At 34.4% G+C, this 26,123-nt stretch carries 15 protein-coding genes, 5 tRNA genes, 3 rRNA genes and 1 other annotated feature; of the genes, 18 read left to right on the top strand and 5 right to left on the bottom strand.

Annotated elements, in window-relative coordinates:
* Positions 1-18: 18 nt before the first annotated feature.
* A protein-coding gene (locus bsdtw1_RS20090) for an IS3 family transposase (RefSeq protein WP_183276183.1) occupies positions 19-1,373 on the bottom strand; the annotation gives its coding sequence in 2 pieces (ribosomal slippage) (positions 19-914 and positions 914-1,373; 1,356 coding nt in all).
* A gap of 494 nt (positions 1,374-1,867) precedes the next feature.
* Here bsdtw1_RS20090 and bsdtw1_RS20085 point away from each other — a divergent pair.
* From bsdtw1_RS20085 to bsdtw1_RS20045, 9 genes are all read left to right on the top strand, one after another.
* Complete coding sequence (locus bsdtw1_RS20085; RefSeq protein WP_183279274.1) at positions 1,868-3,538, top strand: formate--tetrahydrofolate ligase; 1,671 nt, start codon at positions 1,868-1,870, stop codon at positions 3,536-3,538.
* A 513-nt stretch (positions 3,539-4,051) separates the two neighbouring features.
* Positions 4,052-5,743 carry a DEAD/DEAH box helicase gene (locus bsdtw1_RS20080; protein ID WP_183279273.1) on the top strand — a complete coding sequence of 564 codons (1,692 nt, stop codon included), beginning with the start codon at positions 4,052-4,054 and terminating at the stop codon, positions 5,741-5,743.
* 161 nt (positions 5,744-5,904) lie between these two features.
* Positions 5,905-6,684: a type III pantothenate kinase gene (locus bsdtw1_RS20075; protein WP_183279272.1), complete on the top strand. Its 780-nt coding sequence runs from the start codon at positions 5,905-5,907 to the stop codon at positions 6,682-6,684.
* Between the two features lie 16 nt (positions 6,685-6,700).
* Positions 6,701-7,678 (top strand): tRNA dihydrouridine synthase DusB, encoded by a 978-nt coding sequence (gene dusB, locus bsdtw1_RS20070; RefSeq protein ID WP_183279271.1) that lies wholly within the window; start codon positions 6,701-6,703, stop codon positions 7,676-7,678.
* Positions 7,679-8,093: 415 nt separating this feature from the next.
* A complete protein-coding gene (greA, locus tag bsdtw1_RS20065) occupies positions 8,094-8,576 on the top strand; it encodes a transcription elongation factor GreA (protein WP_183279270.1) in 483 nt (160 codons plus the stop codon).
* A 14-nt stretch (positions 8,577-8,590) separates the two neighbouring features.
* On the top strand, positions 8,591-10,093 hold the full coding sequence (gene lysS, locus bsdtw1_RS20060; RefSeq protein WP_183279269.1) for a lysine--tRNA ligase: 1,503 nt from the start codon (positions 8,591-8,593) through the stop codon (positions 10,091-10,093).
* Between the two features lie 213 nt (positions 10,094-10,306).
* Positions 10,307-10,381: transfer RNA gene (locus bsdtw1_RS20055), tRNA-Asn, on the top strand.
* A 289-nt stretch (positions 10,382-10,670) separates the two neighbouring features.
* Positions 10,671-10,833 (top strand) — a binding site (T-box leader).
* A 182-nt stretch (positions 10,834-11,015) separates the two neighbouring features.
* Complete coding sequence (locus tag bsdtw1_RS20050) at positions 11,016-12,407, top strand: glycine--tRNA ligase (protein ID WP_183279268.1); 1,392 nt, start codon at positions 11,016-11,018, stop codon at positions 12,405-12,407.
* Between the two features lie 149 nt (positions 12,408-12,556).
* Positions 12,557-13,831, top strand: a complete 1,275-nt coding sequence (locus bsdtw1_RS20045; RefSeq protein WP_183279267.1) for an FAD-dependent oxidoreductase — start codon at positions 12,557-12,559, stop codon at positions 13,829-13,831.
* 88 nt (positions 13,832-13,919) lie between these two features.
* Here bsdtw1_RS20045 and bsdtw1_RS20040 read toward each other — a convergent pair whose 3' ends face one another.
* Complete coding sequence (locus bsdtw1_RS20040; RefSeq protein WP_183279266.1) at positions 13,920-14,393, bottom strand: methylated-DNA--[protein]-cysteine S-methyltransferase; 474 nt, start codon at positions 14,391-14,393, stop codon at positions 13,920-13,922.
* A gap of 209 nt (positions 14,394-14,602) precedes the next feature.
* Here bsdtw1_RS20040 and murD point away from each other — a divergent pair, with 209 nt between their 5' ends.
* Positions 14,603-15,979 (top strand): UDP-N-acetylmuramoyl-L-alanine--D-glutamate ligase, encoded by a 1,377-nt coding sequence (gene murD / locus bsdtw1_RS20035; protein ID WP_183279265.1) that lies wholly within the window; start codon positions 14,603-14,605, stop codon positions 15,977-15,979.
* 72 nt (positions 15,980-16,051) lie between these two features.
* Here the strand turns inward: murD and bsdtw1_RS20030 are convergent, their stop codons facing one another.
* Positions 16,052-17,074: a DUF5050 domain-containing protein gene (locus bsdtw1_RS20030; protein ID WP_183279264.1), complete on the bottom strand. Its 1,023-nt coding sequence runs from the start codon at positions 17,072-17,074 to the stop codon at positions 16,052-16,054.
* 827 nt (positions 17,075-17,901) lie between these two features.
* Between bsdtw1_RS20030 and bsdtw1_RS20025 the strand changes: the two genes are divergently transcribed.
* The 7 genes from bsdtw1_RS20025 (at position 17,902) to bsdtw1_RS19995 (ending at position 23,086) form a co-directional block, all read left to right on the top strand.
* Positions 17,902-19,421: ribosomal RNA gene (locus tag bsdtw1_RS20025) — 16S ribosomal RNA — on the top strand.
* A gap of 124 nt (positions 19,422-19,545) precedes the next feature.
* Positions 19,546-19,621: transfer RNA gene (locus bsdtw1_RS20020), tRNA-Ala, on the top strand.
* Positions 19,622-19,626: 5 nt separating this feature from the next.
* Positions 19,627-19,703: transfer RNA gene (locus bsdtw1_RS20015), tRNA-Ile, on the top strand.
* 128 nt (positions 19,704-19,831) lie between these two features.
* Positions 19,832-22,737: ribosomal RNA gene (locus tag bsdtw1_RS20010) — 23S ribosomal RNA — on the top strand.
* Between the two features lie 56 nt (positions 22,738-22,793).
* Positions 22,794-22,911: ribosomal RNA gene (gene rrf / locus bsdtw1_RS20005) — 5S ribosomal RNA — on the top strand.
* Together the 16S, 23S and 5S rRNA genes with 4 tRNA genes alongside form the textbook arrangement of a ribosomal RNA operon.
* 6 nt (positions 22,912-22,917) lie before the next feature.
* Positions 22,918-22,993 (top strand) — tRNA-Phe (locus tag bsdtw1_RS20000).
* An 18-nt stretch (positions 22,994-23,011) separates the two neighbouring features.
* Positions 23,012-23,086 (top strand) — tRNA-Cys (locus tag bsdtw1_RS19995).
* Positions 23,087-23,324: 238 nt separating this feature from the next.
* Here the strand turns inward: bsdtw1_RS19995 and bsdtw1_RS19990 are convergent.
* Positions 23,325-24,242: a S66 peptidase family protein gene (locus bsdtw1_RS19990; RefSeq protein WP_183279263.1), complete on the bottom strand. Its 918-nt coding sequence runs from the start codon at positions 24,240-24,242 to the stop codon at positions 23,325-23,327.
* A 124-nt stretch (positions 24,243-24,366) separates the two neighbouring features.
* The gene (locus bsdtw1_RS19985; protein WP_183279262.1) at positions 24,367-25,311 is read right to left on the bottom strand and encodes a magnesium transporter CorA family protein; all 945 of its coding nucleotides are present in this window, start codon (positions 25,309-25,311) and stop codon (positions 24,367-24,369) included.
* A 273-nt stretch (positions 25,312-25,584) separates the two neighbouring features.
* Here bsdtw1_RS19985 and bsdtw1_RS19980 point away from each other — a divergent pair, with 273 nt between their 5' ends.
* Complete coding sequence (locus bsdtw1_RS19980; protein WP_183279261.1) at positions 25,585-26,097, top strand: hypothetical protein; 513 nt, start codon at positions 25,585-25,587, stop codon at positions 26,095-26,097.
* The last annotated feature ends 26 nt before the right edge of the window (positions 26,098-26,123 follow it).

The following is a 26,123-nucleotide window of genomic DNA, read 5'->3' as shown; positions in this document are numbered from 1 at the left end:
ATTTTAGACAAATATTAATTAAGCTATTTTTAGAGACTGAATCCTGTATTGAACAGGACTCAGTCCTTTTAATTTTATCTTAATACGATTATTATTATAATAATCTATATAAGATACTAACTCTTCTATAAAGTGATCTATACTTTCAAATTCCTGTAGATATAGCAACTCTGTTTTCAGTAATCCAAAGAAGTTTTCCATAACTGAGTTATCAAGACAGTTACCTTTTCGCGACATACTTTGCTTAATACCTTTTTCCTTTAGCATCTTTTGATATTTATTCATTTGATATTGCCATCCCTGATCTGAGTGTAGTATCAATTCTATGTCATCAGGAATCTTCTCAAAGGCCTTTTTAAGCATATCAACTGTTTGATGAAATGTAGGCCTTTCGGATAAGTTATAACTTATTATTTCTCCGTTGTACAAGTCAAGGATTGGCGAAAGATATAGCTTTTTTCCAAAGACAGCGAATTCGGTCACGTCAGTAACCCACTTCTCATTAGGTCTATTAGCTTTGAAGTTACGCGATAACAAGTTTGGGGCAATCTTGCCGATTTTGCCTCGGTATGACCTGTACTTCTTAATACGAACCATACACTTTAAACATAACTGCTTCATCAGTCTTTGAACAGTTTTATGATTTACAATATATCCTCTATTGTGCAGTTCTAAAGTAATTCTCCTGTATCCATATCTACCTTTATTCTCATGGAAAATCTGGACGATACAGGACTTAACAACATCGTATTTATCAGATTTCTCCATGCTTTTTATACGATAGTAGAACGTGCTGCGAGGAATGTTTGCAATTTCTAATAAATCAGCTAACTTATATTTATGCCTTAATTCTCTAATAACAACTACTTTGTCTTTTTCGCTGATTTTTCCCTGGCTTGAACTAAGGCATTCAATTTTTTTAGGTACTCATTCTCCATTCGAAGGCGTTGAACCTCAGCAATTAAATCTTCATTTTGTGAGTTATCAGTATTAGGCTTTTTAAACTTATCCTTTTTCATTTTTGCCTTCCTCCCTCTGTTATCTCTATACAGAGCTTCGGGACCATACTCGAGATATATCCGTTCCCAAACACCTACGGTTGAACCATTTGGAATCCCAAAATGAACAGCCCCTTGGAATAGAGATAAATTATTCTTATGGATATATTCTATAACATGAACTTTAAAATCACCAGTATATGTTCCAGACTTCATAGAAAGTCCTTCTACTCCAAATTTCTCATAAAGCGCAACCCATCTTTGAACTACAACTTTTGCTGTAGGGAGTGATTTTGCTACAGAATTGACTGACATACCTTTTTCTAATACATCATTCACCACTTTCAGTTTAACTTCTAAAGTATGTTTAGACATAAAAAATGCACCTCCAAATATTAGTTTTGTCTAATATTTGGGGTGCACTTCATATTTGCGGCTACCTTATTTTACATATTGATGATGTTTTTGATTTAAAAGTAAATTTTAAATTATTGCTGTTTTAATATAGCATTTAAAAATAAATTTATAAACTAGATATAGGTGTGTTTAAAAGAAGAAAATAAAAAGTGATAGAAGATTAAAAATGTTACTTACACGTACGGTGAATTTAATATTGTGAATATAATATGTAATATTACGAATGATAATAAAAAAATATACAAAATCATTCGAATGTATATTTATTTTGTTTTTAAAGATGGTATAATATACATGTTAATAATGCTCTGGCAGATAATAATATTATGTTATTAGCATTACATATGATTATACCAGTTTTGTAAGTTATGATTTTTACTAATGTTAGTTGTTTGTTTGAAAGAAAAAAATCTTCTATTCAAGAACATTAAACTGAAGGAGTGCATTTTATTATGAAAACAGATATAGAAATTGCTCAAGAAGCAAAAATAGAACCAATAATAAAGATAGCAGAAAAGCTAGGGTTAACTGATGATGATATTGAACTTTATGGAAAATATAAATGTAAGATATCGCTTGATGTTGTTAACAACAAAGAAGAAAATAAATCTGGAAAGCTAGTGCTTGTTACTGCTATAAACCCAACACCAGCAGGAGAAGGTAAGTCTACAGTTACTGTAGGACTTGGGCAAGCATTAAACAGAATTGGTAAAAATGCTGTGATAGCTCTAAGAGAACCTTCTTTAGGTCCTGTTTTTGGGATGAAAGGTGGAGCAGCAGGTGGAGGATATTCGCAAGTTGTTCCTATGGAGGACATAAATCTTCATTTTACTGGAGATATGCATGCGATAACGACTGCAAATAACTTGCTTTGTGCTGCTATAGATAATCATATACATCAAGGTAATTTGTTAAAGATAGATTCTAGAAGAATAATTTTTAAAAGAGTCATGGATATGAATGATAGAGCGTTAAGAGATATAGTAATAGGTATGGGTGGTAAAGCGAACGGATTTGTTAGAGAAGACGGATTCATGATAACAGTAGCATCAGAAATAATGGCTATATTATGCTTGGCGAAGGACCTTAAGGACTTGAAGGAAAGAATGGGCAATATACTTGTAGCATATAATTTGGATGGAATTCCTGTTTATGCGAAAGAGATAGGGATACAAGGTGCTATGGCATTGTTAATGAAAGATGCCATAAAACCAAATCTGGTTCAAACTTTAGAAAACACACCAGCTATAATACATGGAGGACCTTTTGCTAATATTGCACATGGGTGTAACTCAATAATTGCAACTAAAACAGCAATGAAGTTAGGTGAGTATACTGTAACTGAAGCTGGATTTGGAGCGGATTTGGGGGCTGAAAAGTTCTTTGATATAAAGTGTAGATATGGTGGATTAAAGCCAAATTGTACAGTTCTTGTAGCAACAATTAGAGCTATAAAACATCACGGTGGAGTAAAGAAAGATAATCTAAATGAAGAAAATATAGAAGCAGTGAAAAAAGGAATTAAAAACCTAGAAAAACAAGTGGAAAATATTAAAAAGTATGGGGTTCCAGTTATAGTTGCAATAAATAAGTTTATTTCAGACACTGATGAAGAGATAAGAATTGTAAAAGAGTTTTGTGACTCCATAGATATTAAAGTATCTCTTACTGAAGTTTGGGAAAAAGGTGGAGAAGGCGGAATTGATCTCGCTAAAAAAGTAGTTGAAACTATAGAGCTAGAACAATCAAACTTTAGTCCTATATATGACTCAGAGCTTCAGATTAAGCAAAAAATTGAAGTTATTGCAAAAGAGATATATGGGGCAACAGGTGTAAATTATACTTCAATGGCTCAAAAGCAAATAAAGGAATTAGAAGATTTTAAATTAGATAAGTTACCTATTTGCATGGCAAAAACTCAATATTCGCTATCTGATAATCCTTCTTTGATAGGAAGACCGGAAGGTTTTGAGATAACTGTAAGAGAGATAAGAGTATCAAATGGAGCGGGATTTATTGTAGCGTTGACTGGAGATATAATGACTATGCCTGGATTGCCTAAAGTTCCTGCTGCAAATAAGATGGATATCCTTGAAAATGGAGAAATAGTAGGTTTATTTTAAAAACTAAATTAGAAATTATATTAGAAATCCGCTGATTTAATGTATAAATTCAGCGGACTTTTCAAATAATTAATAAAGAAAATGATGCATACAAAAATCTTAGACAACAGATTTTTGAAAAAGGGTATATTTGAATTCTATGAAAATGATAGTGCGAAAGTGATAGAAGATTTTCATAAGGCTACTATAATTTTAGGTCTATAATATGAAAACTTACTTAAAATTAAAGAGATGTAAATTAAAAATAAATATTATAATTTTAATATTTATGTTTATACTTTGACAGAGAATAAACCATGTGATACAATAGAGTCTCGTAAGAATTAATATGTTATAACATGTTTTTGGGTTTTTTTTCCGATTTACTTCAAGAGTATAAACGAAATTTTGGTCGCCTTGAAAAATCCTCTTAGATATGGATAGGATTTTTTTAGTTCGACCTTTTTTGGTGCGCAATAAATTATAATACGTAAAATAAATAAAAAATTAGAGTTAGTTAAAAGGAGATACTGAATGGAAAAAATGATATTTAATGAGTTAAATTGCTCAGACGAGATAAAAAAAGCTATAAGTGATATGGGATTCACAGAAGCTACACCAATACAAGCGTTAGCTATACCTGTAGTTATGAGTGGAGCTGACATGGTAGGTCAGGCACAAACTGGTACAGGTAAAACAGCAGCTTTTGGTATACCTACTATAGATAGAATAGATACTTCAAGCAAGGATTTACAAGTGTTAGTTTTATGCCCAACTAGAGAACTTGCAGTTCAAGTTGGCGAAGAATTTGAAAAGCTTGCAAAATACAAAAGAGGTTTAAATGTATTAGCTGTATATGGTGGAGACTCTATGGAAAGGCAGATAAGAGGCCTTAGAAGAGGAAGTCAAATAGTTGTTGGAACACCTGGAAGAGTTATGGACCATATGAGAAGAGGAACTATAAAGATGGATTCTTTAAAAGTTCTTATATTGGATGAAGCTGATGAAATGCTTAATATGGGTTTCAGAGAAGATATTGAAGAAATATTATCAACTATAGAACAACCAGTTCAAAAACTTTTATTCTCAGCTACTATGAAAAGATCTATACTTGACATAGTTAAGAAACACTTAAAGAATCCTGAGATGGTAAAGATAGAGAATAAAGAAATCACAACTCCAAATATATCTCAGATGTATGTGGAAGTTAAGGAACAAGATAAATTAGAAGTAATGACAAGACTTATTGATATGTACAATCCAAAGCTTTCCTTAATATTCTGTAATACAAAGAGTAAAGTAGATGAAATTGAAGAGAAGCTTTTAAATAAAGGATATAATATAAGTAAGATACATGGAGATATGAAGCAATCTGTAAGAAGTAGTGTTATACAAAGATTTAAACAAGGAAACATTAAGATACTTATAGCTACAGATGTTGCTGCTAGAGGTTTGGATATAGATGATGTTGAAATGGTATTTAACTTTGATGTTCCACAACATGAGGAACACTATGTTCATAGAATTGGTAGAACAGGTAGAGCAGGTAGAGAAGGAAGAGCCTTCACTATGGTAACTGGAAGACAAATGAGAGATCTTAGAGACATCATGACATATACAAAGAAGAAAATGAAGCTTCATAACATACCTACATTAAAGGATGTAAGAAAAGTTAAGGTTCAAAAGTTTGTAGATATGCTTGAAGAAGACATGAAGAATGATGAATATAAGAAATATGTATCAATAGTTGAAAAGATGCTTGAACAAGGACATGATGCTAAAGATATAGCTGCTGCACTTTTACAAAGAGAGCTTAACTTTACTGAAAGAGACGATGTAGATATGAATCCGTCATCTTCTAGAGACGAAAGTGCTAGAAGAAGTGGAAGAAACGACAGAAACGACAGAAGTGACAGAAGTGACAGAGGTAGAAGAGAAGGCGGCCAAAGTAGAGAAGAAGGTATGGTTAGAATGTTTGTCAACATTGGAAGAGACAAAAATCTAAAGCCAGAGCATCTTGTGAGAGCTATAGCTAGTGAAGTTGGGATACCAGGCAGAAGTATAGGAGCTATAGATATATATGAAAAATATACATTTGTAGAAGTTCCTGAGCAATATTCCAATGATGTATTAGATGTTATGAACAAGGTTAAGATTAATGGAGTAAGAGTTAATGTAGAAGTAGCTCAGAAAAAAGGAACTAAGAAAAGAAGAGACTTCAGCTAAAGATTGATAAAAACTTGACAAATAAAATTTAATTGCTAAAATTATATTGATATTTATACAACACATTTTGAAACTAACCAGATGTGCAGTTAAATAAAATAAAACATCAATGAGCAGCTTCAAAAGCTGCTTTTAATTGTATTAGTTGGAGGATTATTATTATGATCTTATTAGTAGATGTTGGCAATACTAATATAGTTTTAGGAGTTTATGACAACGATAAGTATATGATGAGCTGGAGAATATCAACAGATTCGAAGAAAACGTCTGATGAATATGGCATACAAGTAAGAGCATTATTTTCTCAGAATAACTTAGATATTAATGACATAGAAGGAATAATAATTTCATCTGTTGTTCCGAATATAATGTATTCATTTGAACATATGGTTAGAAAATGTTTCAATATGGATCCAATAGTAGTAGGACCAGGTATAAAAACAGGTATAAATATAAAGTACGATAATCCGAAAGAAGTCGGTGCTGATAGAATAGTTAATGCAGTTGCTGCATATGAAATGTATAAACGAAGCACTATAGTTATAGATTTTGGTACTGCTACTACTTTCTGTGCTATATCCAAGAATGGTAACTATCTTGGAGGAAATATAGTTCCAGGAATAAGAATTTCATCTGATGCTCTATTTGAGAGAGCTGCTAAGCTTCCTAGAGTAGAACTTGAAAAACCAGATACCCTAATATGTAAAAATACAGTTACAAGCATGCAAGCTGGAATAATATATGGATACACTGGGCAAGTTGAATATATTGTTAAGAAAATGAAACAGGAAATGAAGGAACTTGGAGAAGATGAACCATTCGTATTAGCTACAGGTGGTTTAGCTAATTTAATTGCTAGAGAAACGGACCTGATAGATAAGGTTAATTCAAAATTGACTTTAGAAGGACTTAAGATAATTTATTATAAGAATAAAGAATAGAAGATGGTACGGTCTGATGAATATTGGTAATGTAAGTTTAGAAAACAATGTATTTTTAGCTCCTATGGCAGGGGTTACTGACATTTCCTTTAGAGGTCTATGCAAGAAAATGGGATGTTCCCTTGTTTATACTGAAATGGTAAGTAGTAAGGCTCTTTATTACGGAAGTGATAATACTGAGCAGCTTCTACGAGTTTCAGAAGAAGAGAAACCTGTAGCTGTACAAATATTTGGTAATGATCCTAAAGTTATGGCTGAAGTTACTAATCGTTATTTTAATAATAATGATGATATTTGTATAGTTGATATTAATATGGGATGTCCTGCTCCGAAGATAGTTAAAAATGGAGAAGGTTCTGCACTTATGAAAAATCCAAGCCTTGCTTACGATATAGTTAAGGCTGTAAAAAGTGTTTCTAATAAACCTGTAACTGTTAAGTTTAGAAAAGGGTTTGATAAAGATGATATTAATGCGGTCTATTTTGCTAAAGTGGTAGAATCAGCAGGAGCTGATGCTATAGCAGTTCATGGCAGAACTAGAGAGCAAATGTATGAAGGTAAGGCTGATTGGGATATAATAAGACAAGTGAAACAATCTGTTAATATACCGGTTATAGGTAATGGAGATATAGTGACTGCTGTTGATGCTAAAAATATGATATCAATGACTAATTGTGATGGAATAATGATAGCAAGAGGAAGTATGGGGAATCCGTGGATATTTAAACAGATTACTGACATGATGAGTGGAATTGAGGTTTTAGAACCTACTCCTTCTGAAAAAATTGATATGTGCTTAGAGCATTATGATTTGGCTTTAAAGTATGACGGAGAACGGAAAGCTTTAAGAGAAATGAGGAAACATATTGCTTGGTACATAAAAGGTTTAAAAAACTGCACAGAAATTAAAAATATTATTAATACAGAAGATGATGTAAATTCTGTTATAAGAATATTAAGAGAATATAAAAAAAATTTAATTAATGAATTTTGATACAGCATTTTATGATAAATTAATGAATAAATATATGGTATAACAATATACTAAAAAGACAATAATGAAAAAAGTCATAAATTTAAAGTTAGTACATGAGACTTGCTATTTTGCTGTACCATATATTTTTTATATATGGGCATTAAAATAGCAGGTCTTAAATAATAATTTGCCATGAAAGATTTATAATAGAAACTTAATCTATAAAACGTTTGCAACAAAACTGTTAAATTATTTATTAGCTTGAAATATAATTAATTATTTATGTGATAACGATATTGACATTAGTTAATATAGGTCTTATAATATGAAAAATAATTGACAGTTTAAGGAAGGTAATATATAACAAATTTATATGAAATTTTGTTAAAATATGATATATTATAATAGTATGACTGTTGAAGGGGAGAAAAAAATGAGCGAAGTTAAGAAGTATATGATGACTTATGAAGGAGTCAAAAAACTAGAGGATGAACTAGAATTTTTAAAAACAGTTAAAAGAAAAGAAATAACTGAAAAAATAAAAGTTGCATTAGGCTATGGAGATTTAAGCGAAAATTCAGAGTATGACGAAGCTAAAAATGAACAAGCTTTTACAGAAGGTAGAATAATACAACTTGAAAACATGCTGAAAAATGCAGTGGTTGTAGATGAGTCAGAAATATCAACAGATACAGTTACAATAGGTTCTATTGTTAAAGTGAAGGATTATGACTTCGATGAAGAAGTTGAATATATAATTGTTGGTTCGGCTGAAGCAGATCCAATGGAAAATAAAATTTCAAATGAATCTCCTGTAGGAAGTGCTTTAATGGGCAAAAAAGTAGGCGATATAGTAGAAGCAGTTGTTCCATCAGGTGTGAGTAAGTTTGAAGTATTAGGAATAAGAAGAGATTAACGGAGGGATTTTTAATGTCAAATGAGGAAATGAGTATAAACCAGTTAGAGGCTCAATTTAATGAGCAAGAAAGATTAAGAAGGCAGAAACTCTTAGATCTACAAGAAGCAGGTAAGGACCCATTTGATGTTTATAAGGTTGAAAGAAGTCATTCATCAGTTGAAGTGAAAGACAATTTTGATACATTAGAAGGAAAAATTGTTAAAGTAGCCGGAAGACTTATGTCTAAAAGAGGTCAAGGTAAGGTTATATTTTCAGATATTCATGATAGAGATGGTAAGCTTCAACTATTTATAAAGATTGATGAGGTTGGAGAAGAAGCTCTAAAAGAATATAAGACACACGATCTTGGAGATTGGATATGGGCAGAAGGTGAAGTGTTTAAAACAAAAGCTGGAGAAGTTTCAGTTAAGGTTTCAACATTTAAACTAATCTGTAAATCATTAAAACCATTACCAGAAAAGTGGCATGGATTAAAAGATCCAGATTTAAGATATAGACAAAGAGAAGTAGATGTTATAACAAATCCAGAAGTAAAGGATACTTTTATAAAAAGAACTAAGATTATAAAAGAAATTAGAAACTTCTTGGATAATAGAGGATTCTTAGAAATAGAAACTCCTATACTTTCACCTATAGCAGGTGGAGCAGCAGCAAGACCTTTTATCACACATCATAATGCTTTGGATATAGATATGTATCTAAGAATAGCTACTGAGCTTTACTTAAAGAGATGTATAGTTGCAGGTTTTGAAAAAGTATATGATATGGGCAAAAACTTTAGAAATGAAGGGATAGATGTAAGACATAATCCTGAATTTACTATGATTGAGCTTTATGAAGCATATTCAGATTATAATGATATGATGGAAATCACTGAAAATTTAATCTCAAGTGTATGTGAAAAAATTCATGGTACAACTAAAGTAACATATCAAGGAACTGAAATAGACTTTAAAGCACCATGGAGAAGAATTACTATGGTTGATGCTGTTAAAGAATATGCAGGTGTAGATTTCAATAATATTGTAAGTGATGAAGAAGCTCAAGCAATAGCAAAAGAAAAGCATCTTGAGTTTAAGAAAGATATAAAGAATGTAACAAAAGGTGAAGTGTTAAACATGTTATTTGAAGAATATGCAGAAGAGCATATGATTCAACCAACGTTTATTACTGATTACCCAGTTGAAATCTCTCCTTTAACAAAGAAGAAGAGAGGAAACGAAGCATTTACAGAAAGATTTGAAGGCTTTGTTTATGGAAGAGAAATATGTAATGCATACTCTGAACTTAATGATCCAATAGTTCAAAGACAAAGATTTGAACAACAAGCTAAGGAAAGAGAGCTTGGAGATGACGAAGCATATGTAATTGATGAAGAATTTATGAGTGCTCTTGAGACTGGCATGCCACCAACAGGTGGATTAGGAATAGGAATCGATAGAATAATAATGTTCTTAACAGATTCTGCGTCTATAAGAGATGTACTTTTATTCCCAACAATGAAACCACTATAAGAATAAAAATAACCTTGCTTAAATTTTATTTGGGCAAGGTTTTGTTTATATATTTCACTTGCCATTATGCTTATTACTATGGTCAAGTTTTATCTAAAATATAGCTTTTGATAAAACTTGAATTAATAAAATATAATTATAAAAAGTGAAAAAAGTTTAAAAAAGTACTTGCAAAGTTTTTATAAGGTGTTATAATATTATTTGTAATGACGTTCCGCGATAGCTCAATGGTGGAGCACTCGGCTGTTAACCGATAGGTTGGAGGTTCGAGCCCTCTTCGCGGAGCCATTTTTATTTTGTACAATAACCTCATGCTATGCATGAGGTTTTATTATTTTATTACATTTTAGTATAAGTATTGAACTTGAAATTATAACATGGTTATTGAAGACAAATGTTAAAACGGTTATATATTGAACTGATAATTAATATTCATGAAAGTTACATATTAAAGTTCAAATTAATAGTTAGATTAGGAATTCTATATAAAAGCACTATTTTAACATGGGTTTTAAGAGAATTTTATATTTTTCTTGACAATAAGGAATTCTTTGATAAAATACTAATTATAAATGAATATAGCATAATGATAAAGAGGAGTAATTTTTATAACTTTTTAGAGAGACGGTGTTTGGTGTGAACCGTTAAGTTATACTGATGAAGGGCGCTTTTGAATGCTTAGATATTAAAGCAGGGCATTTGCCAAGAAGGGTGGAACCGCGGAAATTTTCGTCCCTTTATGGTAAGGGCTTTTTTTATTTGTCTAAATTAATTTTATTATATGACAATAGTGTAAATATAATAAAAATGCATATTAAATTATGAAATATTAAGCAATGCTATTAATATGTAAACTTATGGAATTTAGAGATAGATTAAATGAACAATAAGTTAAAACTTAATTATAAATGGAGGTATTAAAATGGCAGTTGAAAAAACTATGGATAAACTAGTGGCTTTATGTAAAAATAGAGGTTTCATATTCCCGGGGTCAGATATTTATGGTGGATTAGCAAACTCATGGGATTACGGTCCTCTAGGAGTAGAATTTAAAAATAACGTAAAAAAAGCTTGGTGGAAAAAATTCGTACAAGAAAGCCCTTATAACGTTGGAGTTGATTGCGCTATACTTATGAATAGAGAGGTATGGGTTGCATCAGGACACGTAGGTGGATTTTCAGACCCGCTTATGGACTGTAAAGAATGTAAGACAAGATTTAGAGCTGATAAATTAATAGAAGATCATATGACAGCACAAGGAGCTGAGGTTGCTTCAGCTGATGGATGGTCTAACGAACAATTAAAAGATTATATAGAACAACATCAAATAGAATGCCCTAAGTGTGGAAAGAAAAACTTCACTGATATAAGAAAGTTTAATTTAATGTTTAAAACATTCCAAGGTGTAACTGAAGATGCAAAGGCTGAGATATACCTTAGACCAGAGACTGCTCAAGGTATATTCGTAAACTTTAAAGCAGTTCAAAGAAGTTCAAGAAAAAAGGTTCCATTTGGAATTGCACAAATAGGGAAATCTTTTAGAAATGAAATAACACCAGGTAACTTTACTTTCAGAACAAGAGAATTTGAACAAATGGAGCTTGAGTTCTTCTGTAAACCAGGAACTGATATGGAATGGTTTAATTTCTGGAGAGATTACTGCTGGAATTTCTTATTAAACCTAGGCATGACTAAAGAAAATATAAGAATGAGAGATCATGAACAAGAAGAATTATCATTCTATTCAAATGCAACATCAGATATAGAATATTTATTCCCATTTGGCTGGGGAGAACTTTGGGGAATAGCAGATAGAACTGACTATGACTTAACAAAACATCAGGAACATTCAGGACAGGATATGAGTTACTTAGATCCTACTACTAATGAAAAATATGTTCCATACTGTATTGAACCATCACTAGGAGCAGATAGAGTTGCACTTGCATTTTTAGCAGATGCATACGAAGAACAAGAACTAGAAGATGGAGACGTTAGAAATGTATTGCACCTACACCCAGCATTAGCTCCATACAAAGCAGCAATATTACCATTATCTAAGAAGCTTTCAGAAAAAGCTGATGAAGTATACTCAGAATTAAGAAAGAAGTTTAATGTTGAATATGATGAAGCTGGAAGCATAGGTAAGAGATATAGAAGACAAGATGAAATAGGAACTCCTTTCTGTATAACTGTAGACTTTGATACATTAGAAGATAATGCAGTAACAGTAAGAGATAGAGATACTATGGAACAAGTAAGAATTAAGATAGAAGAACTAGATAATTATATAGCAGCAAAATTAGAATTTTAATTATAGCGATAAAAGGCTGAACAGTTTTATAATCTGTTCAGTCTTTTATTATTTAAGATTATATAAGTTTTAAAATATGGCTCCATGTTGTAACAATATCAATAACAGATAAATATTCTAATATTATACTAATTTAAAAGAGGTAGAATATGAAGCTAGTTATAATAGGTGGTGGATGGGCTGGATGTGCAGCAGCTATCGCAGCAAAGAAAGCTGGAGCTGAGGTAGAAATCTTTGAAAGAACAGACCTGCTTCTTGGTGTAGGCAATGTTGGTGGTATAATGAGGAATAATGGCAGATATACTGCGGCAGAAGAGTTAATAGCTCTTGGAGCAGGAGAACTTATAGACATCATGGATAGAAATGCAATTCATAAAAATGTAGATTTTCCACAACATAAGCATGCATGGCTCTGTGATGTAAGTAAGGTTGAACCAGAAGTTAGAAAATATATTCTTGATCTAGGGATAAAGGTTAATTTTAAGTCTAGAGCTATAAATGTAGTTAAAGAAAATAATGAAATAAAAGCAATAAAGTTTTTTGATAAGACAATTGCAGAAGCTGATGCGTTTGTAGAAGCTACCGGATCTACAGGATCTATGGAAAACTGCAATAAGTATGGCAATGGATGTGTTATGTGTATCTTAAGGTGCCCTACATTTGGAATGAGAGTGAGCTTAAGTGCAAAAGCTGGAATAGTTGATATACCTGGAGAAAGAGGTGATGGAACTATAGGTGCGTTTAGTGGCTCTTGTGAGATACCTAGAGAAAGTGTTTCGCCGGAGATATTAAAAGAGCTTGAAGAAAAAGGATCAGCAGTTCTTAAAGTTCCAGAAGAAGATATAAATATGGGTAAACTAGATTCAAAGGTATGTCAACAATATGCACTAAAAGAATTTGCTGAAAATATTGTATTACTTGATACTGGGCATATAAAGGTTATGACTTCTTATTATCCTTTAGAAAAGTTACGAAAGATAAAAGGTTTGGAAAATGCCAGGTATATAGATCCTTACTCAGGAGGAGTAGGCAATTCCATAAGATATCTTTCATCAACACCTAGAGATAATGATATGAAAGTTAAGGGGATTGATAATCTATTTGTAGCAGGAGAAAAGGCAGGTTTCTTTATTGGCCACACAGAAGCAATGAGTACTGGAACACTAGCTGGACATAATGCAGTGAGAAGTTATTTAGGAATGGAGACTGTAATACTTCCTAGAAAAACTGTAGTAGGTGATATAATTGCTTATGCTAATGAAAGGCTAAATACTGAAGACGGAAGAAGAGTTAGGCATACTTTTTCTGGAGCTGAGTATTTTGAAAGAATGAAGGCATTAGGTTTATATACAACAGATAATGAGGAAATTAAAAAGAAAATAGAAGATTTGGGGATAAGTAATATATTTAACCAAAAGCTATAGAATAATAAAACTTTAGATTCTGTCACTTAAGTTTGTGACAGTTCTAAAGTTTTATCTGTTTTATATAATATCAATTGCAACACGTTTATCATTTTTTGAATTTTATTTTTTCGTGGGTTAATAACCATTCTTTTCTCCAAAGGCCACCTCCATAACCAACTAATTTTCCTGAGCTACCTATAATTCTATGACAAGGTATTATTAATGGAATAGGGTTTTTATTATTTGCTCCACCTACAGCTCGAACAGCTTTTGGGTTATTTATGGCTATAGCAATATCTTTATATGTCTTTATAGAGCCAAAAGGAACATTTATAAGTTCATTCCATACAGCCCTTTGAAAATCAGTACCAGAAGGCAAAATAGGCAAATCAAATTGAGTTCTTTTACCTTCAAAATATTCTTGTAACTGGTTTAGACAATTTGTGATTAGAAAGTTGTGGTTTTCATCCTCTGATGTTTTGTTTTCTATAAAATCAAGACCAACGATATGATCTGTGCAGGCCTCAACCTTTATTAAGCCAACAGGAGAGGAATAGTAACCTATATAATATGTATCCATAATGTCCTCCGTAAAATGAGTATAATTATAAATTATATACTATTTGAAAAGTAGAATAAATAATTTGCTGGTGTTATAATTAGAAAGAAATGGGACAGTATTTAATATAGTACATAAAATAATATCGTTAAGCGATTTTTATTCTTTATCGCTTCATCGATTTTTTGATTAGTTATTAAGATTTATAATTTTAAAGGAGCGAGTATTTGATGAGAAAAGATTTTAACGAGTTTAAGACGTTTATTAAAGGTAAAAATATTGCTGTAATAGGAATTGGTGTCAGTAATATACCTTTAATAGATTTCTTATTAAGTTTAGGGGCTAGTGTTACTGCATTTGACAAGAAAAGTAAGTCTGAGTTAGGTGAAGTTGCAACTGGATTTGAAATAAAAGGTGTTAAGTTGAATCTTGGAGAAGGTTATCTTGATAATTTAGTAGGCTTTGATGTTATATTCAAGAGTCCATCGATGAGAATAGATCATGAAGCTCTATTAAATGCAAAGGCTAATGGAGCGTATATAACATCAGAAATAGAGGAGTTCGTTAGATATTGTAAAGGAAAGGTGTATGGAATTACTGGCAGTGATGGAAAAACTACTACAACTTCTGTAATATCTGAGTTGCTTAAGGCTCAAGGATTTAAGACTTGGACAGGTGGAAATATAGGTATACCACTGTTTACAAAAATAGAGGAAATTAAAGAAGAAGATAGAGTTGTTTTAGAATTATCAAGCTTTCAGTTGATGACAATGAATAGTCAAGTAGATGTTGCAATTGTTACGAATATAACTCCTAATCATTTAGATATGCATAAAGGAATGGGAGAGTATATTGATGCTAAAAAGAATATATTCAAGTTTCAAACTCCAAAAGATTTACTTATTATAAATAGAGAAAATGACATAACAGCTTCATTTAAAGATGAGGCTCAAGGAAAAGTTATAGAATTTAGTTCTAAAAGAGAACTAAAAGATGGGGCTTACTATAAAGATGGAAGTTTGTACGTATTTGGCAATGAGATATGTAAAAAGAGCGATATTGTCATAAAGGGAATGCATAATGTGGAGAATTATTTGGCAGCCTTCGCAGCAACTTACGGAGAAGTATCTGTGGAAGTTATGAAAAATGTTGCAACTTCGTTCAGAGGGGTTGCACATAGAAGTGAATTTATAAGAGAAGTAAATGGAGTGAAATATTATAATGATTCTATAGGGTCATCTCCTACAAGAACTTTAGCTACAATAAAAGCTTTTGAAAAACCTGTGATACTAATAGCAGGAGGATATGATAAGAAGATACCTTTTGAACCTCTTGCGTATGAAGGATATAAATATATAAAAAAACTTATTTTATTAGGTGCCACAAAAGATAAAATAGTAGAAGCATTTAATAAGTTAAAACAAGAAGAGGGTATTGAAGTTCCTATATATTGTGTAGATAGTTTAGAAAACGCTGTGTTGAAAGCAAAGGAATTGGCAGACGAAGAGGATATAGTTGCGCTATCTCCTGCTTGTGCAAGCTTTGATATGTTTGCAAACTTTGAAGTAAGAGGAAATAAATTTAAAGAGATAGTTAACAATTTATAGTTAATAAAAAAGACGCTAATGAAGTAGGCATTAGCGTCTTTTATTATGTAAAGCAAAGTATAAAAATTTCGATTATTTGATATTATATGTTTTTATATCATTATGAGAAGTTTTTGATTCATAGTATACAGTGTTTTCAGATATAAAGTATTGCTCAACACCTTCGTTTATAATTGGGTTTGTTGATGCTGTTCCGTTTGCAGGTGAAATTAATTCGTTTAAATAATTACCTGAAGACCTATTTATAAAGAATATTCTTCCTGAAATTACTTGTAGGTTCTCTGCTTCAACATTCATAAGCTTCTTATCTTCCATGCTCTGCAAATCTAAACTCCATATAGAATCTTGATCTCCTGAATTAACATAAATTAGTTTGTTGTTAGCAACACCAAAGCTTTCAGCCGAATTACTAGTTAGTTCAGTTTTTGTTTTATCAGTAAGAGAGTAAGCGTATAGTTTGAATTTGTCATTTTTATTTTGATATATTATTGTATCGTTAAATAAAAGAAACTTTCCTACAGAATCTTGAATTACTGCAGTTTTAGTATTATCGCTCAAATTTATTTTATAAATCTTACTGTTATCACTTTGATTTATAAAATATAATCCGTCGGCTCCTAAAGTTATATTTGAACTTTTGCTGTTATCAAGTTTTTTTACTTCCTTTGTGCTATCAGATAAAGTATATATATTGCCGTTATCAGATATATTAGTAAAATATATTTTTTCAGTATCTTGAACCATTTCTCTAGAAAATAAATCATATTTCTTTGTAGCTTTGAGCAAATCATTTATTGAGTTAATATCGCTACCTAAATATTCATATAACCTATTATTGTCTTTCCATTGAGATACATATATATTGTTACCTACTTTTACGATCGGTAGAGCGACAATAGGATCTCCAGACACTGAGATGCTTTTTGTATCATTTTTTACATCATTGTTTGAATTATTTTCTGTAGTTGGAGAAGTTATTTTTATCTCAGTTGAATTGCTACTATTAGTGCTTGAGTTTGTTGAATTGCTTTTAGATGAACAACCAACTAATAAAAAAGAAAATACGATAACTGAACAAATTAAAAATTTCTTCATGCTTTTCCTCCTAAGTATTATTTATAAAATATATAGATTTATAAATAGTAGTGTAAAATCTCATACAGAACTATTTAAATACTAATATTGACTTTACTAAATTCTGTTAATGAATATAGTTTTTTGGTTTATAGTTTTAATCATTAATAAATTACTTCATACTTGAATCCATGGCTTAAAGTTCTATTCATGAGAAAACATGAGAAGTTTAAAAATAGATTTTTGATTGAAGTAGTTCATATTTAAGTATATATCAATTGATTGTTAGTTATAAGTTTTTTATTCTTTAAAAAAATGATTTAGACAAAACTGCTTGTAGTTAAACTTTAGTGCCTAAAAAAATTACACTACTAAAGAATAAAAAAGAATATATAACATGTAAAACGTTCTGTTAATAATTCAAAAAAGTAGATGTATACTAAGTATATTATCGTAATGATATTAGATATATTAACAATAAAATACAAATTTATTTATAAACATTACCACGTGTATCATTAATAGAAATAGCTTAAATATATTAGTAAAATAAAACTATAGTGAGATAATTTCTTTATTTATATCATAGATAGGAATGAGTAAAATAATAAAAATGTTACTATAATAAACGTCGCAGATGAGTGACAAGATAATAAATTAAAACTTGTTGAAAAAATAAGTTGACAATTTAAATCTTAAATGTTAATATTATTAAGCAGTCGGAAACGATTGCACTGGTCTTTGAAAATTAAACAGAGAAGATAAACAAAGTCTAAAACTAGACTTAAACTAAACCAGCAATTCTTTTGAAAAAAGACTTACTAAGTAAGTAAGCTATGATTAAACTTTAAATTGAGAGTTTGATCCTGGCTCAGGACGAACGCTGGCGGCGTGCCTAACACATGCAAGTCGAGCGGAGAAAGTTCTTCGGAACTTTCTTAGCGGCGGACGGGTGAGTAACACGTGGGTAACCTGCCTTATAGAGGGGGATAGCCTTCCGAAAGGAAGATTAATACCGCATAACATTTTCGTTTCGCATGAAATGAAAATCAAAGGAGCAATCCGCTATAAGATGGACCCGCGGCGCATTAGCTAGTTGGTGAGGTAATGGCTCACCAAGGCGACGATGCGTAGCCGACCTGAGAGGGTGATCGGCCACATTGGAACTGAGATACGGTCCAGACTCCTACGGGAGGCAGCAGTGGGGAATATTGCACAATGGGGGAAACCCTGATGCAGCAACGCCGCGTGAGTGATGAAGGCCTTCGGGTTGTAAAGCTCTGTCTTTGGGGACGATAATGACGGTACCCAAGGAGGAAGCCACGGCTAACTACGTGCCAGCAGCCGCGGTAATACGTAGGTGGCAAGCGTTGTCCGGATTTACTGGGCGTAAAGGGAGCGTAGGTGGATATTTAAGTGGGATGTGAAATACCTGAGCTTAACTTGGGTGCTGCATTCCAAACTGGATATCTAGAGTGCAGGAGAGGAAAGTGGAATTCCTAGTGTAGCGGTGAAATGCGTAGAGATTAGGAAGAACACCAGTGGCGAAGGCGACTTTCTGGACTGTAACTGACACTGAGGCTCGAAAGCGTGGGGAGCAAACAGGATTAGATACCCTGGTAGTCCACGCCGTAAACGATGGATACTAGGTGTGGGGGTTTCAACACCTCCGTGCCGCCGTTAACACAATAAGTATCCCGCCTGGGGAGTACGGTCGCAAGATTAAAACTCAAAGGAATTGACGGGGGCCCGCACAAGCAGCGGAGCATGTGGTTTAATTCGAAGCAACGCGAAGAACCTTACCTAGACTTGACATCTCCTGAATTACCCTTAACCGGGGAAGTCGGTACCTTTGGTACCGACAGGAAGACAGGTGGTGCATGGTTGTCGTCAGCTCGTGTCGTGAGATGTTGGGTTAAGTCCCGCAACGAGCGCAACCCTTATTGTTAGTTGCTACCATTTAGTTGAGCACTCTAGCGAGACTGCCCGGGTTAACCGGGAGGAAGGTGGGGATGACGTCAAATCATCATGCCCCTTATGTCTAGGGCTACACACGTGCTACAATGGCAAGTACAAAGAGACGCAAGACCGTGAGGTGGAGCAAATCTCAAAAACTTGTCCCAGTTCGGATTGTAGGCTGAAACTCGCCTACATGAAGCCGGAGTTGCTAGTAATCGCGAATCAGCATGTCGCGGTGAATACGTTCCCGGGCCTTGTACACACCGCCCGTCACACCATGAGAGTTGGCAATACCCGAAGTCTGTGAGCTAACCCGTAAGGGAGGCAGCAGCCGAAGGTAGGGTCAGCGATTGGGGTGAAGTCGTAACAAGGTAGCCGTAGGAGAACCTGCGGCTGGATCACCTCCTTTCTATGGAGAAATTATTAAGTACTGATGCATTTCAGACTTAATATATACGAATTCTGGTTAGAATCTCTCTCTGTTTAATTTTGAGATACCAAGTAATTGGCATCTTAATTTAATATACACATATGGGGGTATAGCTCAGTTGGGAGAGCACCTGCCTTGCACGCAGGGGGTCAAGAGTTCGAATCTCTTTATCTCCACCATTTGTGGGCTTATAGCTCAGCTGGTTAGAGCGCACGCCTGATAAGCGTGAGGTCGATGGTTCGAGTCCATTTAAGCCCACCATTGTTCTTTGAAAATTGCACATAAGTTAAAGTAAAGATATTTACTATTCTTTGTAATAAATTGATTACTAAAATGCACGCTAGTATTTTAGTAAATCAGCAAATTTGTAACTCAAATTTGATTTGATAGGTCAAGCTACAAAGGGCGCATGGTGAATGCCTTGGCATCAAGAGCCGAAGAAGGACGTGACAAGCTGCGATAAGCTTTGGGTAGGCGCAAATAGCCTGTGATCCAAAGATCTCCGAATGAGGAAACTCACGTAGGTAACCCTACGTATCCTATAGTGAATACATAGCTATAGGAGGGTAAACCTAGGGAACTGAAACATCTAAGTACCTAGAGGAAGAGAAAGAAAAATCGATTCCGTCAGTAGCGGCGAGCGAAATCGGAAGAGCCCAAACCAAAGATTTATCTTTGGGGTTGCGGACAGAACATAACATTGGTGGCTATTGTAATTGAAGATATCTGGAAAGATACACCGTAGAAGGTAATAGTCCTGTAAGTGAAACAAGAAGACCATAGTTCTGCTCCAGAGTACCACGAGACACGTGAAACCTTGTGGGAAGCAGGGAGGACCACCTCCCAAGGCTAAATACTACTTGATGACCGATAGTGAAGAAGTACCGTGAGGGAAAGGTGAAAAGAACCCCGGGAGGGGAGTGAAATAGAACCTGAAACCGTGTGCCTACAACCGATCATAGCACCATATGTGTGTGATGATGTGCTTTTTGTAGAACGAGCCAACGAGTTACGGTATGTAGCGAGGTTAAGTACTTAAGGTACGGAGCCGAAGGGAAACCGAGTCTGAATAGGGCGACTAGTTGCATGCCGTAGACCCGAAACCGGGTGACCTATCCATGGCCAGGTTGAAGCGAAGGTAAAACTTCGTGGAGGACCGAACCACGTTGGTGTTGAAAAACCATGGGATGAGCTGTGGATAGCGGAGAAATTCCAATCGAACTCGGAGATAGCTGGTTCTCCCCGAAATAGCTTTAGGGCTAGCGTCGGATATGACTAATGGAGGTAGAGCACTGAATGGGCTAGGGGGCATATCGCTTACCGAACCTTATCAAACTCCGAATGCCATATAGTATTAGTCCGGCAGTCAGACTGCGAATGATAAGATCCGTAGTCAAAAGGGAAACAGCCCAGATCGTCAGCTAAGGTCCCAAAGTATAAGTTAAGTGGAAAAGGATGTGGGATTTCTAAGACAACTAGGATGTTGGCTTAGAAGCAGCCACTCATTAAAAGAGTGCGTAATAGCTCACTAGTCGAGAGATCCTGCGCCGAAGATGTTCGGGGCTCAAACTTATCACCGAAGCTACGGCTAGCAGATTTATCTGCTGGGGTAGGGGAGCGTCGTAATCGGGCTGAAGTCGTACCGTAAGGAGCGGTGGACTGATTACGAGTGAGTATGTTGGCATCAGTAGCGAGAACTAGGTGAGAATCCTAGTGGCCGAAAACCTAAGGTTTCCTCAGGAAGGCTCGTCCGCTGAGGGTTAGTCGGGACCTAAGCCGAGGCCGAAAGGCGTAGGTGATGGACAATCGGTTGATATTCCGATACTACTGCAAATCGTTATTACCGATGGAGTGACGCAGGAAGATAGAGTGTGCTAGCTATTGGATGCTAGTCTAAGCACTTAGGTATACAGGTAGGCAAATCCGCCTGTATTAGCTGAGGTGTGATGGGGAAGGCCTTTTAGGCTGAAGTACTTGATTCTACGCTGCCAAGAAAAGCTTCTAGGGAGAAATGTAGTACCCGTACCGCAAACCGACACAGGTAGGTGAGGAGAGAATCCTAAGGCCGGCGGAAGAATTACAGTTAAGGAACTCGGCAAATTGACCCCGTAACTTCGGGAGAAGGGGTGCCTACGAGAGTAGGTCGCAGAGAATAGGCCCAAGCAACTGTTTAGCAAAAACACAGGTCTCTGCTAAAGCGAAAGCTGATGTATAGGGGCTGACGCCTGCCCGGTGCTGGAAGGTTAAGGGGAATCGTTAGCGGTAACGCGAAGCGGTGAACTTAAGCCCCAGTAAACGGCGGCCGTAACTATAACGGTCCTAAGGTAGCGAAATTCCTTGTCAGGTAAGTTCTGACCCGCACGAATGGCGTAATGACTTGGGCACTGTCTCAACTGTAAATCCGGCGAAGTTGTAGTGCAAGTGAAGATGCTTGCTACCCGCGATTGGACGGAAAGACCCCGTAGAGCTTTACTGTAGCTTAGCATTGAGTTTCGGTATTGTCTGTACAGGATAGGTGGGAGACTTGGAAGCATCCTCGTTAGGGGATGTGGAGTCGTCCTTGGGATACCACCCTGACAGTACTGGGATTCTAACCGGGCACCATGAAGCTGGTGACGGGACATTGTTAGGTGGGCAGTTTGACTGGGGCGGTCGCCTCCAAAAAAGTAACGGAGGCGCCCAAAGGTTCCCTCAGAACGGTCGGAAATCGTTCGTAGAGTGCAAAGGCAGAAGGGAGCCTGACTGCGACACCCACAAGTGGAGCAGGGACGAAAGTCGGGCTTAGTGATCCGGTGGTACCTCGTGGGAGGGCCATCGCTCAACGGATAAAAGCTACCTCGGGGATAACAGGCTGATCTCCCCCAAGAGTCCACATCGACGGGGAGGTTTGGCACCTCGATGTCGGCTCGTCGCATCCTGGGGCTGAAGTAGGTCCCAAGGGTTGGGCTGTTCGCCCATTAAAGCGGCACGCGAGCTGGGTTCAGAACGTCGTGAGACAGTTCGGTCCCTATCCGTCGCGGGCGTAGGAAATTTGAGAGGAGCTGTCCTTAGTACGAGAGGACCGGGATGGACTGACCTCTGGTGCACCAGTTGTTCCGCCAGGAGCATAGCTGGGTAGCTACGTCGGGAAGGGATAAACGCTGAAAGCATCTAAGCGTGAAGCCCACCTCAAGATTAGATTTCCCATAGCGTAAGCTAGTAAGACCCCTCGAAGAACACGAGGTTGATAGGTCGGAGGTGTAAGCATGGTAACATGTTCAGCTGACCGATACTAATAGGTCGAGGGCTTGACCAATACAAGATATTACAAAGTAAACTTAAGTGCAATTTTGAAAGAATAATCTTTCAATATCTAGTGATGATGCGTCTAAGGGTTACACCCGTACCCATACCGAACACGAAGGTTAAGACTTAGACGGCTGATGGTACTGCATGGGCGACTGTGTGGGAGAGTAAGTGGTCGCTAGGTAAATGTGGCTAGATAGCTCAGTCGGTAGAGCAGAGGACTGAAAATCCTCGTGTCCCTGGTTCGATTCCTGGTCTGGCCACCATTTATTTTAAATTAATTCGGCGCTATAGCCAAGCGGTAAGGTCAAGGTCTGCAAAACCTTTATGCCCCGGTTCAAATCCGGGTGGCGCCTCCAAAAATAAAGTCTGTAAACTTTTTGTTTACAGACTTTTGTTTTGTATAAGCTAAATAAATGTATGGTTTTAGTTAATACTAAGTATAATAAAAAATAGATACAATTGTGGATAAGTATATAAAAGAACACTATTCTGCGATAAAATTCAGAAAAATCAAAAGTTAGTCACAGAAAAATCAAAATAATACACAGTTTTTGTGGATAACTATTGTTGATTATTTTTATTTCTGTGGATTATTTATAATACGAACTCTTTAACTGGAGTTATTAAGCCTGCTTCAAAATCTATTTTAACAGAGCCACCTACTGGAAGCGTTATATTTTGATGTTCATGACCGAAAGGTAAGTTAACAATAGTAGGCTTTCTTAAGGGTAATATTTTTTGAGCAATAAGTTCATTTAGTGTGAAATTATGTTCTTTCATGTCATTTTCGTTTGGTGTAAAATTGCCTAGTATAAATCCCTTGCAGTATTTTAATTTATTAGCTAAATTAAGTTGAGTTAGCATTCTATCAATTGAATAAATCTTTTCATTCACATCTTCTAGAAATAGGATTTTATCCTTTGTATCAATTTCAAAGGGAGTTCCTAAACTACTACAAATAATAGAGAGATTTCCACCTACAAGCTTTCCGCTTATATTTTTGGTATTATGAACTTGTACTGAGTCGAAAGAATTTAAATCTATTTTATAATTACATGATCTATCCATAACGGCATTAAAAAAGCTATCTCGAGTAGTTAAATCTGAGAAATCTGATTTTACCATTGGACCATGAAAGGTTATAAGACCTAACTTCTTGTATAGATAATTTAAAATCAAAGTTATATCACTATAACCGCAAAATATTTTAGGATGTCTTTTTATAACGCCCAAGTCCAGATAAGGTAGCATTCGCGCACTTCCATACCCACCTCTGAAACAAACAATAGCATCTACTTCATCATCAATAAACATATTCATTAGATCGTAAGCTCTCACTTTATCTTCTCCCGCTAGGTATCCATACTTATCAAATACATGAGCACCGACTTTTACATTAAAACCTAAATTTCTAAAATCAGAGATTTTTTTATTTATTATTTCTGCATCATCACAACCAGCAGGGGATATAATTCCAACGGTCTTTCCAAACTTAATTCCATGAGCGAGCATGATAAGCACCTCCCAAATAAAAATATAAGAGGACCATATAGTCCTCTTGTGTAACAATCTCAATTATTATATTATTCATCAGAATCCATAATTGAGATTGAAATAGTATTTAATTTAAATAAAACTATGAAAACATATCTTTCTTATAAAGCATCCCAGCAACAAGTAGAGCTACACCCATGGTAACGCCCATAACTATGTGAAATGCATAAGGGCTGTCTTGTAATGGTAACCTAATATTCATTCCATATATTCCACCCATTATAGTTGGGATAGCTAGTAGTATGGTTAATGAAGCAAGGCCTTTCATTACTATATTTAAGTTGTTTGATATAACAGAAGCAAAAAAGTCCATAGTACTTGCTAGTATATTACTATATATTTCTGTCATTTCGATAGCTTGCTTATTTTCAATGATTACGTCCTCTAATACATCTTTATCTTCTTCATATTTTTGCATAATTTCAAGCTTCAACATTTTTTCTAAAGTTATTTCATTAGATTTTAATGAAGTAGAAAAGTATACAAGAGATTTCTCTAGAGAATGAAGTTGTATTAGTTCCCTATTTTTCATAGATTTATGGAGTCTTTTTTCTATCATAAGGCTCTTCTTGTCTATTTGTCTTAGATATATAAGATAATATGTAGAAACTCTATTTAAAATTTGTAGAATAAATCTGGATTTTTTAAATGAGAAAAAAGATTTAATTTTCCCATAAGTGAAATCACTTAATATCTTAGAATTTTTTAAACAAACTGTAATAAGCTCATTTTCAGTATGTATTATCCCCAGTGGATAGGTATCATAGGTTAAGGAGTTATCCTCCATTTCAGTAAAAGGTATATCAACTATTACAAGCATGTTTGTATCTTCTATATCAATACGAGATGCTTCTTCGTCATCTAAAGGTGCCCTTAAGAATTCTATTGGCACGGAGGTTTTTTTTGAGATAAGAAGAAGCTCTTCATCTGAAGGGGCGACTAAGTTAATCCAGCAGCCGGGTTCAATATTATCTAAGTTTTTTAATGTTGGATCAACATCACTTACTGATTTATATATCTGAATCATTTAAAATACCTCCATTAATATTTCATCAAAATTATAAAACTTAATAACAATATACTTAATAAGAATTATTATATATACTATAGATTATAACATACATTAGTAAAATTAAGTAAAAGAGATTATATGAAAGAATAAACTAATCTAAATATGAAAAACCTCAGTTTAAGGCTTTAAAAGCAAATATTTGCTTACAAAAGTAATGGATAAATAATTGAAATGGATGTATAATCTCTATGTTACAGTATTAACTTGTACAATGGGGGAAACAAGTATATGGGTACGATGCATAAGGAAGTAATAGAAAGAAAAAAAGCTTCCACAATTGTTGTTAGTATAATAGTTTTATGTTTCATGATTGTTTTATCAAATTATAATCAATCAGTAGTAATTTATAATCAGCAAGTTAGTATACTTATTAATGTATCTATAATATTATTAACGATAGCCTTTGGAGTTTTTCAAGTAGTAAGATGCAGAACTTACTATAAGTATTCTATTGTTGCTGATAAGCTTATTATTCATAAAGTTAAATCTACCGGACAGATAACTTTAGAGAATATTAAGATAAATGATATAGTTTATTTAGGGAAAGTAATATCTTCTCCTAAGAAATATCCTATAAGTAGCACAAGGCTTTATGTATGCAATATTCTTGGACTCAAAACTTACTGTTGTATATATAAGGATGCACACAAATATAAGAAGTTCTATTTTCAACCAAGTGGAGATTTGATAAATAAATTAGGATGTCATGGAATACGACAAAAGGAAATATTGGTAGTTTAAAAATAGGGCCACTAAGCAGTATACGC

It is taken from the genome of Clostridium fungisolvens, assembly GCF_014193895.1.
GTDB classification, from domain to species: domain Bacteria; phylum Bacillota; class Clostridia; order Clostridiales; family Clostridiaceae; genus Clostridium_AR; species Clostridium_AR fungisolvens.
The sequence above is the reverse complement of the archived record's forward strand: the minus strand, read 5'-3'. Positions and strand labels throughout refer to the sequence as shown.

Bases quoted from the DNA above. Each gene is read 5' to 3' on its own strand.
- lysS (WP_183279269.1), top strand. From the start codon at position 8,591: ATGTCAAATGAGGAAATGAGTATAAACCAGTTAGAGGCTCAATTTAAT.
- bsdtw1_RS20080 (WP_183279273.1), top strand. From the start codon at position 4,052: ATGGAAAAAATGATATTTAATGAGTTAAATTGCTCAGACGAGATAAAA.
- murD (WP_183279265.1), top strand. From the start codon at position 14,603: ATGAGAAAAGATTTTAACGAGTTTAAGACGTTTATTAAAGGTAAAAAT.
- bsdtw1_RS19980 (WP_183279261.1), top strand. From the start codon at position 25,585: ATGGGTACGATGCATAAGGAAGTAATAGAAAGAAAAAAAGCTTCCACA.
- bsdtw1_RS20050 (WP_183279268.1), top strand. From the start codon at position 11,016: ATGGCAGTTGAAAAAACTATGGATAAACTAGTGGCTTTATGTAAAAAT.
- bsdtw1_RS20040 (WP_183279266.1), bottom strand. From the start codon at position 14,393: ATGGATACATATTATATAGGTTACTATTCCTCTCCTGTTGGCTTAATA.
- bsdtw1_RS20085 (WP_183279274.1), top strand. From the start codon at position 1,868: ATGAAAACAGATATAGAAATTGCTCAAGAAGCAAAAATAGAACCAATA.
- dusB (WP_183279271.1), top strand. From the start codon at position 6,701: ATGAATATTGGTAATGTAAGTTTAGAAAACAATGTATTTTTAGCTCCT.
- bsdtw1_RS19985 (WP_183279262.1), bottom strand. From the start codon at position 25,311: ATGATTCAGATATATAAATCAGTAAGTGATGTTGATCCAACATTAAAA.
- greA (WP_183279270.1), top strand. From the start codon at position 8,094: ATGAGCGAAGTTAAGAAGTATATGATGACTTATGAAGGAGTCAAAAAA.
- bsdtw1_RS20030 (WP_183279264.1), bottom strand. From the start codon at position 17,074: ATGAAGAAATTTTTAATTTGTTCAGTTATCGTATTTTCTTTTTTATTA.
- bsdtw1_RS20075 (WP_183279272.1), top strand. From the start codon at position 5,905: ATGATCTTATTAGTAGATGTTGGCAATACTAATATAGTTTTAGGAGTT.
- bsdtw1_RS19990 (WP_183279263.1), bottom strand. From the start codon at position 24,242: ATGCTCGCTCATGGAATTAAGTTTGGAAAGACCGTTGGAATTATATCC.
- bsdtw1_RS20045 (WP_183279267.1), top strand. From the start codon at position 12,557: ATGAAGCTAGTTATAATAGGTGGTGGATGGGCTGGATGTGCAGCAGCT.